A 15211-nucleotide genomic window follows, 5' to 3' on the forward strand; every position below is an offset into this window, starting at 1 on the left:
GGTAAAAGGCGCCCACTGAATGGATGCAACCTTCGGCAGTAATTCGTCGCGCAGTCAGGTGGTTCGGCAATTGACGCTGGTCTTTTCCAGCCTGCTGTTGTTGATTTTGCTGCTGGGCCTGGTTTCCTTGTACCGCATCGCCGAGTCACTGGATGCGCGCGAACGAACGCAGAGCCGGTTTCACGCCGAGTCGGCACTGGCTCAATTGCAGAAGAACGAACGCAACTACCTGGTCTCCTATGCCGTGTGGCAAGCCGCATACGATCACCTGGCTGGCCGCGTGGACCGGCACTGGGCCTACGACGAGGACAACCTGGGCGAGACGCTCTACAGCACTGACGGCTATGAAGGGGTGTTCGTCCTGGGGGACGATGGCACCCACTACGCGATGCTGGAAGGGCATCTCAGCGAACAACGCTTCGAACGCTACAGCGGCAGCCGTGCCCAGGTTCTGCAACGGGCCCGGCAGGCGACGACGCAGGCGCAACAGGCGGCCTCCGGCTACCTGGTGTTCGATGGCCAGCCGGCGCTGTTCACCGCAGCGGTCATCCGCCCATCCTCGGCCGCGCAGCCGCTGCCGGCCTCCGGCGCAGTGCTGGTCTTCGTGCGGGTGCTCAGCCCGAAGGTGCTCGGTCAACTGGGGCGCTCTGCCGGGTTGGCCGGCTTTGCCGTGGTTGCCGCAAGCCAGGTGCAGGCAGACCAGGGGCGTTTGCCGCTGGAGGACAGTGGCTACGCCCTGACCTGGCATATCGAGCAGCCGGGGAAGGAGCTGCTCAAGACGGTCCTGTTGCCCCTGGCCCTGGCGTTGCTGATCATCGCTGTGGTCATGCTGCTGTTCGCCCGCCATGCCATGCGCGCCACCGCCAGCATGGACCGTAGCCACCACGCGCTGGCGGCCTCGAAAGCCGCCCTGGAGTCCAGTGAAGCGCGCTTCAAGGCAGTGGCCGAGGCAGCATCGGACTGGATCTGGGAAACCGATGCGCAGCAGCGCCTGACCTATCTTTCACCGCGCTTTACCGAGCTGACCGGGCATCCCCTGGAGCGTTGGCTGCAACGCCCCATCAGCGACCTGTTCGATTGTGACACCGGCCAGGTCGAGACCTGGCTGCACAGCCTCGCCGGCAGCGAATCGACCGGCAACCTGCGTTGCCAGTACCGGGATCATCAGGAGCAACGCCGGGAGTGCCGGATCGCTGCCAAGGCCATCATCGAACACAAGATCTGCCGGGGTTTCCGCGGCACCTGCACGGACATCACCGACGAAGTGGCGGCCCATGCGCAGGTCCAGCACCTGTCGTTGCACGATGCGCTTACCGGCCTGCCCAACCGCAACAAGCTGTTCCGCTTTCTGGAGGATGCCAGGGGCGGGGAGCAGGCGTTGCTGATGCTCGACCTGGACAATTTCAAGCCGATCAACGACAGCCTCGGCCACCCGGCCGGGGACGCCGTGCTGATCGAAGTGGCCCGCCGGCTGGGCCAGGTGACCCGCGACACTGACCTGGTGGCACGCCTGGGCGGAGACGAGTTCGTCATCGTGCTGGCCCGGCCGGGCAAACACGATGAAGTGGACCGCTTTTGCGCGCGGGTCATCGAAACCCTCAAGCGCCCGATTACCTTCGAGCAACACAAGGTTCAGGTCGGGGTCAGCCTCGGGGTGGTGTTGTCCGCAGAATACCCCGGCTCCGCCAGTGACCTGATCCGTTATGCCGATGTCGCCTTGTACAGCGCGAAACAGGCCGGCAAGCATACCTGGCGCTACTTCTCGGCACAGTTGAACTCGGCATTGCTGGAAAAACGCGAGCTGGAGCGTGAATTGCGCGAAGGCATCGCCCGTGGCGAGCTGCGCTTGCATTTCCAGCCGCGCTTCAAGGTGGACGGGGTAACGGTGGCCTCTGCCGAGGCGCTGGTGCGCTGGCAACATCCACGGCTCGGCCTGCTGCGGCCGGACTGCTTCATTGCCCTGGCCGAGGAGTCCGACCTGATCGTGCAACTGGGCAACTGGGTACTCCAGGAGGCGTGCAGGCTGGCGCGTGGCTGGCCGCTGGAGATCCTGGTCTCGGTCAACATGTCGCCGGCCCAGTTCAGCCGCAGCGACGTGGTGCGGGACGTGGCTGACGCACTGCGGCACACCGGCCTGCCTGCCCACCGCCTGGAGCTGGAGATTACCGAGAACGTCATGCTCAATGACGTGGAAGGTGCCCTGCAGACCATGAATGCGTTGAAGGAGCTGGGGGTACGCCTGAACATCGATGACTTCGGTACCGGCTATTCCTCCCTGGGTTACCTGCGTACCTACCCGTTCGACAGCATCAAGATCGACAAACGCTTCGTCCAGTCGTTGGGCACCAGCAGCAGTGACCGCAGCGTGGTGCAGGCTATCATCAACCTGGGCAACGCGATGGGCATGACGGTCACGGCCGAAGGCGTGGAGACTGCGGAGCAGTTGGCACTGCTCAATGATGACCAGTGCCATGAAGTGCAGGGCTACCTGCTGAGCAGGCCGGTGGAAAACCAGGTATTACTGGCGCTGCTGGGCGCGGTCGACATCGAACCCCGGGAGATCTCCCAGAAGGTGGATCCATCTTGACCACGCGTAAGTGGCCTCTCTGAAAAGTCATCGCGAGCGCATACAATCGGGCCTTTTCCTCGTTAACCAGACAGGCCAATCCGTCCATGGCGCTTGATCCACCCACGATGCTGACCATTTCGATCGCCTTGGCTGCTGCCGCGGCGTTGTACCTGGCGATCGAATGGCGCAGTGTCCGCGAGCCGTCGCTGCTGTTCTGGAGCGCAGGCTTTGCCACCATCACCGTCGGTTCGACCCTGGCCTTGCTGCGCGGCATCGGTCTGCTGCTGATCGGCATCTGGTTCGCCAACGGCTTGCTGGTGGTGGCGCACGGGCTGTTCCTGGTGGGCGTATTGCGCTTCACCCAGGTGCGCCTGTCACGTCGCTGGTTGCTGGTAGTCCCGCTGTGGTTCGCCTTGCTGCTGTTACCCGTCGGGCCACAGTGGTCGAACGTGATGCTGATGGCCAACTCGTTGCTGGTAGCACTGCTGACGCTCAAGGCCAGCCTGTTGTTGCGCCCGCACGGCCGGTCGCTGAGCGTTGGCGCGGTACAGTTGCGCTATGTATTGCTGGTGCATGGGCTGTTCTACCTGGGCAAGGCGATCATCGCCATCACCCCGGGTACGCTGATTGACCTGGCCACCTTCGGCGGGCTGATCATCCAGGTTTCCCTGGTGGAGGGGACGATGGCGATCATGCTGATCGCCTTGTCCATGACCGGCACTGTGCGCTACCGGCGCGAGGAGCGGATCGCCCGGCTGGCAGCGCGCGACCCGTTGACCGCGCTGTATAACCGGCGGGCCCTGGAGGTGCGCGCAGGGCAGTTCTTCAAGGACGTGAACCCGGCGCAGCCCGGGGCCTTGCTGCTGATCGACATCGATAATTTCAAACTGGTCAACGACCTGCACGGGCATGTGGCAGGCGACCGCTTGCTGGTTGCCCTGGGCGAGATGATCCGCACGCTGCTGCCCGAGCGCTCGCTGGCAGCACGCCTGGGTGGCGATGAGTTCGTCATTCTGCTATGGGGCACGAGCAGTGAACGGGTGCTGGAACTGGGCGGGTTGCTGCGTGAGCAGTTCCAGCAGTTTGCCGGTAACACGGCACCGACGCCGCAGCCCGTCACCTTGAGCATCGGTGCCAACCTGTTCGATCAGCCGCCGGCAAGCCTGGCGGCGCTGATCGAGCAGGGCGATGTGGCGTTGTACCAGTCCAAGCGCAGTGGACGGGACAGTATCCGTTTTGTCGAAAGGCCGATGGCCGACCTCGGCTGAGGGCCTTGAGCAAGGCCTTCTGCCGAGGGCGGATCAATGGTCCGGCGTAGCCGGGATCAGGTCACCACCTGGTAGCACGGGACATACGCCGCGCCGCCAGGCAGTTTCATCCGGTGCTGGTCGACGAACGCCTGCAGCAGCCGGCCCAGTGGGTCCAGCACGGCGCTGTCGCCACGGATCTGGTACGGCCCGTGTTCCTCGATCAGGCGGATGCCCTTGTCCTTGACGTTGCCTGCGACAATGCCGGAGAAGGCCCGGCGCAGGTTGGCGGCCAGTTCATGGGCGGGCAGATCGCGCCGCAGCTCCAGGTCGGCCATGGCCTGGTGGGTCGGGTCGAACGGGCGCTGGAAGCTTTCTTCGATTTTCAACAGCCAGTTGAAATGGAACGCATCGTTGCGCTCACGGCGGAACTGTTTGACCTCCTTGAGCCCTTCGACCATGTGTCGGGCCACTTCCGCCGGGTCGTCGATGATGATCTGGTACAGGCGATGCGCCGCTTCACCAAGCGTGGCGCCGACGAAGGCGTGCAATTGTTGCAGGTACGGCTCGGCGCTGCGCGGGCCGGTGAGCACCACCGGGAACGGCAGGCCCTGGTTGTCCGGGTGCATGAGGATGCCCAGCAAGTAGAGGAATTCCTCGGCCGTACCGGCACCGCCCGGGAAGATGATGATGCCGTGGCCGACACGGACGAAGGCTTCCAGGCGCTTCTCGATGTCCGGCAGGATCACCAGTTCGTTGACGATCGGGTTGGGAGCCTCGGCAGCGATGATCCCTGGCTCGGTAAGGCCCAGGTAGCGGCTGCCGTGCATGCGCTGCTTGGCGTGGGCAATGGTTGCGCCTTTCATCGGGCCCTTCATCACGCCCGGGCCGCAGCCGGTGCACACGTCCAGTTTGCGCAGGCCCAGTTCGTGGCCGACCTTCTTGGTGTACTGGTATTCCTCGCTGCTGATCGAATGGCCGCCCCAGCACACCACCATCTTCGGCTCCACGCCCGGGCGCAGGGTGCGGGCGTTGCGCAGCAGGTGGAACACATAGTCGGTGATGCCCTGGGAGCTTTCCAGGTCGATGCGCTGGCTGGCCAGCTCGCTTTCGGTGTAGACGATGTCGCGCAGGGCGCTGAACAGCATTTCACGGGTGCTGGCGATCATCTCGCCATCGACGAAGGCGTCGGCTGGGGCATTCAGCAATTCCAGGCGCACGCCCCGGTCCTGTTGGTGGATACGTACCTCGAAGTCCTGGTAGGCCTCGAGGATGGTCTTGGCATTGTCGACATGGGCGCCGGTGTTGAGGATGGCCAGGGCGCACTGGCGGAACAGGGTGTAAAGGCTACCGGTACCAACTTCACTCAGTTGCTGCACTTCACGTTGGGACAGCGTCTCCAGGCTGCCTTTGGGGCTGACGGATGCATTGATGACATGGCGTTGGGGCATCTAAGTCTTTCCTGTGCGGGTAAAACATCCTTCTTTGACCACACCATACCGAGAAATTTGAGCGGCAACGAGGGGAATACCAAAAAAGCTTGAGACCCGGGTGGCGACTGCGCGGGTAAACCCGGAGTCAGCTCATCCCAGCAACTTCTGTACGCCGAAGGTGATTGCCAGCCCACCCCCGATCAGCCACAGGTTCAGGATCGCCCCGGTGGCCAGTGCTCGCGGCCCGGCCTGGCGGATCTGGCTGAAGCGCGTTTCCATGCCCAGTGCGGTCATGGCCATGGTCAGGGCGAAGGTATCCAGGCTGTTGATGGCTTGTGTCACGCCGCCCGGCAGCAACTGAAAGGAATTGACCAGCACCAGTGCAAGAAAGCCGAAGGCGAACCAGGGCATGGCAATGCGCCCGTTGCCTTGTGCCTGGCCCGGCTGGCGTGTGCGGCTGATCCACAGCCCCGCCAGCAACAGCACCGGCACCAGCAGCATCACCCGGGTCATCTTGACGATCGTGGCGATATGCGTGGCATCGGCGCTGACATTGCTGGCCGCGCCAACCACCTGCGCCACCTCGTGAAGGGTGCCACCGAGGAACAGGCCAGCGCCGAGGGTATCCAGCTGCAGCCAGCCGGCGTTGATCGCCAACGGGTAGAGGAACATCGACAGGGTGCCGAACAGCACCACGCTACCGACCGCCATGGCACTCTTGTGCGGGGCGCTGCGCAGGGCCGATTCGAACGCCAGTACCGCGGCGGCGCCGCAGATGGCGCTGCCTGCAGCGGTCAGCAAGGCGCTGTCGCGGTCCAGCTTGAACACCTTCATGCCGCACCACAAGCCGATCAGCAGGGTGCTGCCCACCACCAGCACGGACACGATGAGCCCCGCCCAGCCGACTTCGGCGATTTCCTGCAGGCTGACCCGCAGGCCGAAGAAGGCAACGGCAATGCGCAACAGGCCGCGCGCGGAGAAGTTGATGCCTGCCGCCCAGCTTGCGGGTACCCCGTCGCGCAGCGCGTTGGCGTACAGCGCACCGGCGACGATACCGACGATCAGCGGGCTGATACCGAGGCTGGCGATGGCAGGCAGGGCGGCCAGCTGGGTGACCGCAAGCGCGAACAGCGCGACGAACAGAATGCCATTGAGCCGCCCGCGGGTGGAGAGGGTAGGTGCAATAGCGGGGTTGGACGGTACCGTGGCCATGTGAGTCCTCCGGGAAGGTGTTTCGACATGGCTTACGTTAATCCGGTTATAAGCTTATAAAAAATCGTAATTTGGAATGGCAAGTATCCGCAAAGCTGATATTTTTAATTCATGACCCCGGAACAGCTGATAACATTCGCCACCGTTGCCGAGCATGGCAACATCAGCCATGCGGCCCAGGCCCTGCACCTGTCGCAACCGGCGGTGTCAGGCCAGCTCAAACTGCTGCAGGCGACTTTTGGCGAGCCCCTCTACCAACGCGCCGGCCGCGGCGTGCGGCTGACCGCGGCCGGTGAACAGCTGCTGGCCCATGCCGAGCGGCTGCGCGAAACCTTCCGCCAGGCCCAGGCGCTGCGCGAGGCCATGCGCGGGCTGGAGCGTGGGACCCTGCGCATCGGCGCCAGTACCACGCCGGCCAGCTACCTGTTGCCGTACCTGATTGCCGATTTCCATGCCCGCTACCCGGAGGTGCAGGTCAGCACCTCCCATGGCAACACGGCGGAAATCGTCGCTGCGCTGGACAGCGTTGATATCGCCCTGATCGAAGGCCCACCTGGGCAGGAGTTGCCATTGGGCACGGCAGTGACGGCGTGGCGGCAAGACGAGATCGTAGCCATCGTGCCGCGTGGGCATCCGCTGGCCGGCAGCGACCCGCAGACGCTGGCCGCGCTGGGGGCTTACCCGCTGGTGTTGCGCGAAAGCGGCTCGGGCGTGCGACAGATCGTCGAGCGGGCCTTTGCCCGCAGTGGCGTGGCGATGCGCGTGGCGCTGGAAATTGCCGGGGTGGAAGGGGTGAAGGAGGCGGTGCGGGCCGGGATGGGCATCGGTTTCGTGTCGGCGATGTCGATCCGCCACGAAGACGGTGCGCTACGCCGGTTGCAGGTTGCGCCGCAAGCGCTGGTGCGGCGGTTTTCCATCCTGGTGCCGCATGCAGCGACGCCGTCGCGAGCGGCGGCGCGCTTTCTGGAGTTGTGTGCAGGGCAGTCAGAGGAGCGTTGGCAACACGGGCCTCAGTTCACCTGAAAGACATGCTTCAGGTAAGCCACGAAGTTCTCATCGCGGCACTGGGTCTTGCCCGGGCTGTCGGAAATCTTGGCTACCGGCGCGCCGTTGCAGGCGGTCATCTTGATCACGATGTTCATCGGTTCCACATCTGGAATGTCGCACGTCAGCCGGGTACCGATGCCAAAGCTCACATTGATCCGCTCATGCAGCGCCCGGTACAACCCCAGCGCCTTGGCAAAGTCCAACCCGTCGGAAAAGATCAGCGTCTTGCTCTTCGGGTCGATCCCCAGTCGCTCATAGTGCGCAATGGCCTTTTCCGCCCAAACCAACGGGTCGCCCGAGTCGTGCCGCAGGCCATCGAACAGCTTGGCAAAGTACAGGTCGAAGTCGCCGAGGAACGCGTCCATGGTGATGCAATCGGTCAGGGCGATGCCGAGCAACCCGCGGTATTCCCGCACCCAGCATTCCAGCGCGGCAGCCTGGCTGTCGACCAGCCGCGGGCCGAGCTGCTGGTGGGCCATGAACCATTCGTGGGCCATGGTGCCGATCGGTTTGAGCTGGTACTCCCGGGCCAGGTGGACATTGCTGGTACCGACAAAGCGGCCCGGGAAGTCACGCTTGAGGATGTGTACCACCTCTTCCTGCACCCGGTAGGAAAAGCGCCGCCGGGTGCCGAAGTCGGCGAGTTGGAAACCGCCCAGTTCATCCGCGCTGGCTTCGGCTTTCAGCCAGTCGAGTTTCTGATACAGGCGCTCGCGCACCTGCTCGATCACCACCTCGCGGTAGCGGTAGCGGTTGCGCACCTCGCTGATGATCGCCAGCAGCGGGATTTCGTAGAGAATCACGTGCAGCCATGGCCCACGCACACGGATCGCCAGTTGCCCGGCGTCATCCAGGTACACCTGCACATAGCGCAGGTTGAAGCGGAACAGGCTGAGAAAACGGATGAAATCCGCCTTGATGAAGGGGATTTTCTCCAGGTAGGCGAGTTGGTCGTGGGTGACGCTGACCTCGGCCAGCTGTTCCACCTGGTAGCGGATCTCCGCCAGGTAGGGGGCGAGGTTCTCGTTGTTGCGGCAGCGGAACTCCCACTCCACCTCGGCGTTGGGGTAGTTGTGCAGCACAGCCTGCATCATGGTGATCTTGTAGAAGTCGGTATCCAGCAGATTCTGGATGATACGTGGGCCGAAAACGCTATCGCTCATGGGCGGTCTTCCTTGATTCGGGCAAGCTGGTGGTCGAGTGCCGCTTCGTCGCCGCAGAGGATCACGCCCTCGGCGGCCAGCGCACCACACGCCTCGATCGCGCCCGCCTGGGTGAGCGCGCGGCAGGCCGGCAGGTACAGCAGCACCTGGAAGCCGGCCTGGCGCAGTTGCCGGGCGGTGGTCCTGACACAGTAGTCCAGGGCCAGGCCGCCAACGATCACCGCGCCCACCTGGTGTACCTTGAGGTATTCGATCACCCCGGTGGAGCGGCGCTCGGCCAGGTCGTGGTAACAGGCGCCGTAGGGGTGCAGGTCGGGCTCGACGCCTTTCCAGACGAAGTAATCATAATCGATGGGCGCGGGCAGGCCGGGCAGCAGTTCGAAACCCGCGGTGCCGGGTACGCAGTGGCTGACCCAGGTCAGGTCGGCATCGGCCAGCTGTAGCGGCTGCAACATGTCGGCGTGGTCGGCGACCACCCAGGCGGCATTGGCTGGATGAGCGTCCTTGCTGCCCAGGCGCAGGTCGGCGCGCAGCGCCATGGCATTCAGATCCGCCACGATTTCGTCACCTTCGGGCACGGGTAGCTCTTGCGGGGCGTTGGCGGTGAAGCCATTTTGCGCATCGACATCGAAGCTGGCGATCTTCATGGCGGTTCTCCTTGCTGGGATAGCAATATAATTCACCTGGTGTATTAAGTGTGTCAAGCGCTTTTTGTTTTAGGGATTATGCTTGTACTACTTAGCATCTCTGGTGGAATATAGGCGAATTCCCGAGCGGAGCCATCCCGTGAGTAGCACCGAAGTCCTGGCCAGCGTCGATATCGTCGCCCTGCGCATGGCCCCTGAAGCGCAGCATCTGCAAGTGTTGTTGCACCGTCGTGAGCGAGAACCGCATGCCGGCCAGTGGGCCTTGCCCGGGGTTATCGTCAATGGCCGAACCCCTGACACCAGCCTGGAAGGCGCTGCCGAGCGGGCCCTGCGCGAAAAGGCCCGGGTATCGCCGCGTTATCTGGAGCAGGTGGGTACCGAAGGCAATGCCTTCCGTGACCCCAGGGGCTGGTCGTTGAGCACCTTCTACCTGGCGCTGCTCGACCCGCAACAGCAGGTCGAGGGCGAGCAGCTGGCGTTCTTCGATCTGGACAGCGTGCTGGAGCGCAAGGTGCTGCTACCGTTCGACCATAACCTGCTGGTCGGCCGCGCCCGCGAGCGCCTTGCCGCGAAGACGGTGTACAGCAGCCTGCCGCTGTACCTGCTGGCAGAGAAGTTCACCGTGCTGGATGCGCTGGGGGCCGTGCAGGCCTGCCTGGGCCAGGCGGTGAACAACACCTCGCTGCGCAAACGGCTGGAGCGTTTGCGCGAGCTGGGGTGGGTGAGGGATACCGGGGAGAAGCATCAGCCGCGGCTGGGGCGACCGCAGCAGTTGTATGCCTATACGCCGCAGGGTGAGCGGGCGTTCATGTTCGACCGTAGCCTGTTGCCCGAGGGCGCCTGACTGGCTTGCCGCTCACCCTTTGGTGCTGATCTACCGCAGCAGGGGTCAATGCCCCATGGCGACCTTGGCACCGGCCTGGCGACGGCGGTAGGCGCTGTCGCGGCTGGCCAGCCACCAGTAAAGCGGCGAAGTGATCGCCAGGCCCACCAGCCACGACAGGTCTGCGCCGTTGATGTGCTCGGCAATCGGCCCGACATACAGCGGCGTGTTCATGAACGGGATCTGCACCACGATGCCCACCGCATAGGCAACCAGCGCCTGCGGGTTGTAACGCCCGTAGATGCCACCGTCGACCTGGAAGATCGACTGGATGTCGTAGTCACCCTTGTGAATGGCGTAGAAGTCGATCAGGTTGATCGCCGTCCACGGTACCAGCACTACCAGCAACACCAGCACCATGTCGACGAAGTGGCCGATGAAGTCTGCCGAGGCGAACACCGCCACTACGCAGCAGGCGCTCAGCACCAGCAGTGACAGCACCGCACGGCTGTTGGCGGTGGGGATCCAGCGGTAGGCAAAGGTTTGCACCAGGGTGATGATCGACAGTACCGCACCATACAGGTTGAGGGCGTTGTGGCTGATCACGCTGAGCAGGAACAGCACCAGCATGAGCGGCCCGAGGGTCCCGGTGGCCAGTTTGACGGCGTCCATGGTGTCCATGCCGGCCGGGAGCGCCAGTACCGCCACGGCGCCGAAGATGAACGACAGGCTCGAACCCAGCGCAGAACCCAGGTAGGTGGTCCAGAACGTCGCGCTGACCTTGACGTCGGCCGGCAGGTAGCGCGAATAGTCCGACACGTACGGGGCGAAGGCGATCTGCCACAGCGCCGCCAGCGACACGGTGGCCAGCCAGCCGGCCAGGTTGAAGCCGCCGCGGGTGAGGAAGTCGTCACTTTGCACATGGCTGAAGATGTAGCCGAAGCCGACCACGATGCCGATGCCCAGCACCCAGGTGCCGATGCGGTTGAGCACATGGATGAAGCGGTAGCCGATGATGCCGATGATGCCCGAGCCCAGTGCACCGATGACGATGCCCACCGGCACGGGCACGGCAGCCACCACACCGTGCAGCGACTTGCCGGCGAGGACGATGTTGGAGGCGAAGAAGCCGATGTACATGACCCCGGCGATCACCACCACCAGCAACGCGCCGAGCGAGCCGAACTGGGCGCGGCTCTGGATCATCTGCGGGATGCCCATCTGCGGGCCCTGGGCCGAGTGCAGCGCCATCAGTACGCCGCCAAGCAAATGGCCGACCAGGATGGCGACCACACCCCACAGCAGGTTCAGCTGGAACAGCTGCACGCCCAATGCGCCGGTAACGATGGGCAGCGGCGCGATGTTGCCGCCGAACCACAGGGTGAACAGATCCCTTACCTTTCCATGGCGGTCTTGCGGGGGCACATAGCCGATCGTGTGTTTTTCTATCAAGGGTGCCGAATTGGCTGCACTGGTCATGACTGACTCCAAGGCAAGGTAGGGCATCGGGAACTGCCCGGGGGCGTGCCGACGAAGGGCGACGCGTTCTTGTTGGAGTGATGATGCGGGGCGCGGGGATAACGAGAAATTAGTAAATATGTACCCATAAACCTTAAAAAACCTAAGGCTGACAAAAGCTTAAGCAGGTGACGGCAGCAAGAAGAATGCCACTGGGCGGGAGGGCCTGGAGTAGACGGGGTGGGTGGCTGGCGGGCGGTTTGCGCTGGGCTGTGGTGGTGCGCTGTGCGCCTTTGCGGGGCAGCTGAAAAGGTGGTGAAGGGAAGCCCGCAGCAGAAGCCAACCGCTACATCGGCAACAAGCGATCCTGGATCACCTCTTTCATCACCAGGGTCGAACTCAAGCGTTTTACATTGGGAATGCTGGTCAGCTGCTCGTCGTACAGCTTCTGGAATGCCGGCAAGTCCCTGGCCACCACATGCAGGAGGTAATCCGGGTCGCCAAACAGCCGTTGCGCTTCGACGATCTGTGGGATCTCGGCCAAGGCTGCTTCAAAGTCCGCCACCGGCTGGCGGGTGACTTCGCGCAGGGTCACGAATACCAGGGCGGCAAAGTTCAGGCCCAGGGCACTGGGTGCCAAGCGGGCGTGATAGCCCAGTATCGCGCCGTTTTCTTCCAGTGCCTTCAAGCGCCGGTGGCAAGGCGACAGGCTGAGCCCGACGCGGTCGGCCAGTTCGGTCACCGATAGCCGACCATCTTTTTGCAGCTCGGCAAGTATTTTTCGATCGGTCCTGTCCATTGGGAAGAATCTTCCAGTAATTGGTGGCTGAGGGGGAATATACGAAAGAAAATGCTCCGGCGGAATACGTAATCTTTGTTCATCCCAAAGCAGTGGAAGAAGGAAGATTCAAGTGGCTCTCAGTGTTCTGACGGCGTTCTGGGCCGTGTCGATGCTGTTCGTGATGACCCCCGGTGCGGACTGGGCCTATGCCATTTCGGCGGGCATGCGCGGGCGCTGGGTAATGCCTGCGGTCGCGGGGATGTTATCCGGGCATTTCCTGGCGACTTTGCTGGTGGCGGCCGGGGTCGGCAGCCTGCTGGCGGGCCACCCGCTGGCGCTGACCTTGCTGACCCTGGCGGGGTGCGGCTACCTGCTGTGGCTGGGTGGCAACCTGCTGCTGAGCCCGGCATTGCCGTCGGCCGGGCAGGGTGGGGCGGGGGAATCGGGGTCGCGCTGGGCCTTCAAGGGGTTTTGCGTCAGTGGCCTCAACCCGAAGGTGTTCCTGCTGTTCCTGGCCTTGCTGCCGCAATTCACCGACCCGCAGTCGAGCTGGCCGGTACCGTTGCAGATACTGCTGCTGGGGCTGGTGCACTTGTGCAGTTCGCTGGTGATCTACTCGCTGGTCGGCTATGGCGCCAAGACCGTGCTGAGCACCCGGCCACAGGCGGCGAAGCTGGTCGGGCGGGTTTCCGGGGTAGCGATGATCGCGGTGGCCGTGGGCTTGATCGCCGGGCAGGTGGGGTGAGATCGAAGCAGACGACAGGCACGGCCTCGGATAAACTCGCAACACTTCATCGCACAAGCAGGACGTGCCCATGCCCGACACCGCGCAACTGCTCACCTTCGCCCTGATCTGCCTCGGCATGGTCCTGACTCCCGGGCCGAACATGATCTACCTGATTTCCCGCTCGATCTGCCAGGGCCGCAAGGCCGGGCTGATCTCGCTGGGCGGTGTGGCCCTGGGCTTCGTCATCTACATGGTCTGCGCCGCACTCGGTATCACCGCCCTGGTGATGGCGGTGCCGTTTGCCTACGACGCGCTGCGTATCGGCGGCGCGCTGTACCTGTTGTACCTGGCCTGGCAGGCGCTGCGCCCTGGCGGGCGTTCGCCATTCCAGGTTCGCGAGCTGCCGGCCGACAGCCCACGGCGGCTGTTCACCATGGGTTTTGCCACCAGCCTGCTCAATCCCAAGATCGCCGTCATGTACCTGTCGCTGATGCCGCAGTTCATCGAGCCTGGCCATGGCAGCGTGCTGTGGCAGTCGCTGGTGCTGGGTTCGACGCAGATCACCATCAGCGTCACGGTGAATGCCCTGATCGCGCTCATGGCCGGGTCGATTGCGGTGTTCCTGGCCGGGCGTCCCTTGTGGCAACAGGTACAACGCTGGCTGATGGGCACGGTGCTGGCGGGCCTGGCCGTGCGCATGCTGGCCGAGGGGCGGCGCTGAACGTGGGCCTGCGGATGGCTGGGGATGAGAGGCCGGCACAGGCTAGCGAATGAAGTGCACCTTGCCGGTGTCGTCATTGCCCATGTAGATGCCGTACACCCCAGCCTGCCGCTCAAGGATGTAGCGCTCCAGAATCTGCCGGATCGCCGGGTAATAGATGTCGTCCCAGGGCACCTCGTCCGGCTCGAAGAACTTGCAGGCCAGTGTTTCCGCCCCGTATTGCCCGGTTTCCTCGGTGGCGATGGCGCGGAAGATGATGTACACCTCGCTGATCTTCGGCACGCTGAAGATCGAGTACGGCGAGACGATCTCGGCGCGCACGCCGGTTTCTTCCCAGACTTCGCGCAAGGCTGCCTGTTCGGTGGTCTCGCCGGCCTCCATGAAGCCGGCGGGCAAGGTCCAGGTGCCCGGGCGCGGTGGGATGGCACGCTGGCATAGCAGGTACTTGCCATCGCGCTCGATGATGCAGCCGGCGATGATCTTCGGGTTGATGTAGTGGATGTAGCCGCAGCCGGTGCAGTGCAGGCGTTCGTGAGTGTCGCCTGTGGGAACGCCCCGGGCCAGTTCCGTGGTGCAGTGCGGGCAGTAGCGCGGGGCGTTGGGCATGGTCAGCGGCCTATGCGGGGTTCCTTGAGGGCCAGGGGCTCGACGATGTCGCGCACCTTGGTGTTGTCGTCCTGCTTCTGGCGCAGGTAGTCCAGGGCCACCTTGGCTGCGGCGCGGACGTGATCGACCGAGGCCTGGTGGGCCAGCAGCGGGTCGCCGCTCTTGATCGCCTCGACGATCTTTTCCATTTCCCGGTTACTGGCGCCGCGGCGGTTTTCCTGTGAAACCGAGGTAGCGCGCAGGTAGCTGATGCGCGCCTGCAACTGGCGCAGCTGCTGGGCCGCCACCTGGTTGCCGGAGCCCTCCAGCAGCACATCGTAGAAGCCTTGTACCGAATCCAGCACCTGTTGCAGCTCGCCGTCCTCGAGGGCCTCGCGGTTGACCTCCAGGGCGCGCTCCAGGGCGCGGATGTCCTTGGCCTTGGCGTTGAGGGTGAACAGTTGCACGATCAGGCCTTCGAGCACGCAGCGCAGTTCATAGATGTCGCGGGCGTCTTCGAGGGTGATGATGGCCACGCGCGGACCCTTGGCGTCGGCGAACTCCACCAGGCCTTCCGACTCCAGGTGACGCAGGGCCTCGCGTACCGAGGTGCGGCTGACGCCGAGGCGGTCGCAGAGGTCGCGCTCGACCAGGCGGTCGCCTGGCAGCAGGTGGAAGTTCATGATCGCGGCGCGCAGCTTGTCGAGCACGATTTCGCGCAGGGTAACGGGGTTGCGGTTGACCTTGAAGCTGTCGTCGAGTGGCAGGCGTTTCATCGAGTGCGCTCTGAAAGAGGCT

General features: G+C 63.9%; 14 protein-coding genes. 6 read left to right on the forward strand and 8 right to left on the reverse strand.

Translation table 11 applies throughout. From position 1 onward, the window contains the following. The first annotated feature begins 19 nt into the window (after nt 1-19). Both ACLEJP_RS01615 and ACLEJP_RS01620 read left to right on the forward strand, forming a co-directional pair. Nucleotides 20-2587, forward strand: coding sequence for a bifunctional diguanylate cyclase/phosphodiesterase (locus ACLEJP_RS01615; protein ID WP_440803962.1), 2568 nt, complete (start codon nt 20-22; stop codon nt 2585-2587). Nucleotides 2588-2673: 86 nt separating this feature from the next. Beyond that, on the forward strand, nt 2674-3837 hold the full coding sequence (locus ACLEJP_RS01620; protein ID WP_440803964.1) for a GGDEF domain-containing protein: 1164 nt from the start codon (nt 2674-2676) through the stop codon (nt 3835-3837). Between the two features lie 56 nt (nt 3838-3893). On the opposite strand, the gene ppnN is transcribed toward ACLEJP_RS01620, so the two are convergent. Together ppnN and ACLEJP_RS01630 are read right to left on the reverse strand one after the other, a co-directional pair. Next, nucleotides 3894-5267, reverse strand: coding sequence for a nucleotide 5'-monophosphate nucleosidase PpnN (ppnN, locus tag ACLEJP_RS01625; RefSeq protein ID WP_225777432.1), 1374 nt, complete (start codon nt 5265-5267; stop codon nt 3894-3896). Nucleotides 5268-5399: 132 nt separating this feature from the next. Beyond that, nucleotides 5400-6461, reverse strand: coding sequence for a YeiH family protein (locus tag ACLEJP_RS01630; protein ID WP_440803966.1), 1062 nt, complete (start codon nt 6459-6461; stop codon nt 5400-5402). A gap of 111 nt (nt 6462-6572) precedes the next feature. Here ACLEJP_RS01630 and ACLEJP_RS01635 point away from each other — a divergent pair, with 111 nt between their 5' ends. Beyond that, a complete protein-coding gene (locus ACLEJP_RS01635; protein ID WP_440803968.1) occupies nt 6573-7484 on the forward strand; it encodes a LysR family transcriptional regulator in 912 nt (303 codons plus the stop codon). On the opposite strand, the gene pncB is transcribed toward ACLEJP_RS01635, so the two are convergent. Together pncB and ACLEJP_RS01645 are read right to left on the reverse strand one after the other, a co-directional pair. Then, nucleotides 7472-8671 (reverse strand): nicotinate phosphoribosyltransferase, encoded by a 1200-nt coding sequence (gene pncB / locus ACLEJP_RS01640; protein ID WP_440803971.1) that lies wholly within the window; start codon nt 8669-8671, stop codon nt 7472-7474. The genes ACLEJP_RS01635 and pncB overlap by 13 nt on opposite strands. Beyond that, nucleotides 8668-9318, reverse strand: coding sequence for an isochorismatase family protein (locus ACLEJP_RS01645; RefSeq protein ID WP_225777436.1), 651 nt, complete (start codon nt 9316-9318; stop codon nt 8668-8670). Before ACLEJP_RS01645 ends, pncB begins: the two co-directional genes overlap by 4 nt. Before the next feature lie 139 nt (nt 9319-9457). Here ACLEJP_RS01645 and ACLEJP_RS01650 point away from each other — a divergent pair, with 139 nt between their 5' ends. After that, nucleotides 9458-10162, forward strand: coding sequence for an NrtR DNA-binding winged helix domain-containing protein (locus tag ACLEJP_RS01650; RefSeq protein WP_440803973.1), 705 nt, complete (start codon nt 9458-9460; stop codon nt 10160-10162). A 45-nt stretch (nt 10163-10207) separates the two neighbouring features. Here the strand turns inward: ACLEJP_RS01650 and ACLEJP_RS01655 are convergent, their stop codons facing one another. Then, on the reverse strand, nt 10208-11620 hold the full coding sequence (locus tag ACLEJP_RS01655) for a purine-cytosine permease family protein (RefSeq protein ID WP_440803975.1): 1413 nt from the start codon (nt 11618-11620) through the stop codon (nt 10208-10210). 325 nt (nt 11621-11945) lie between these two features. Further along, nucleotides 11946-12398: an Lrp/AsnC family transcriptional regulator gene (locus ACLEJP_RS01660; protein WP_440803978.1), complete on the reverse strand. Its 453-nt coding sequence runs from the start codon at nt 12396-12398 to the stop codon at nt 11946-11948. A 112-nt stretch (nt 12399-12510) separates the two neighbouring features. Between ACLEJP_RS01660 and ACLEJP_RS01665 the strand changes: the two genes are divergently transcribed. Further along, nucleotides 12511-13125, forward strand: a complete 615-nt coding sequence (locus ACLEJP_RS01665) for a LysE family translocator (RefSeq protein WP_440803980.1) — start codon at nt 12511-12513, stop codon at nt 13123-13125. A gap of 70 nt (nt 13126-13195) precedes the next feature. Next, nucleotides 13196-13828, forward strand: a complete 633-nt coding sequence (locus ACLEJP_RS01670) for a LysE family translocator (RefSeq protein WP_440803983.1) — start codon at nt 13196-13198, stop codon at nt 13826-13828. Between the two features lie 42 nt (nt 13829-13870). Here the strand turns inward: ACLEJP_RS01670 and ACLEJP_RS01675 are convergent, their stop codons facing one another. Further along, nucleotides 13871-14434, reverse strand: coding sequence for an NUDIX hydrolase (locus ACLEJP_RS01675; RefSeq protein WP_225777441.1), 564 nt, complete (start codon nt 14432-14434; stop codon nt 13871-13873). A gap of 2 nt (nt 14435-14436) precedes the next feature. Continuing rightward, nucleotides 14437-15189 (reverse strand): GntR family transcriptional regulator, encoded by a 753-nt coding sequence (locus tag ACLEJP_RS01680; RefSeq protein WP_225777442.1) that lies wholly within the window; start codon nt 15187-15189, stop codon nt 14437-14439. Between the last annotated feature and the right edge of the window lie 22 nt (nt 15190-15211).

Origin of the sequence: Pseudomonas sp. SMV7 (assembly GCF_052041995.1) — a bacterium.
Classification (GTDB): Bacteria; Pseudomonadota; Gammaproteobacteria; order Pseudomonadales; family Pseudomonadaceae; genus Aquipseudomonas.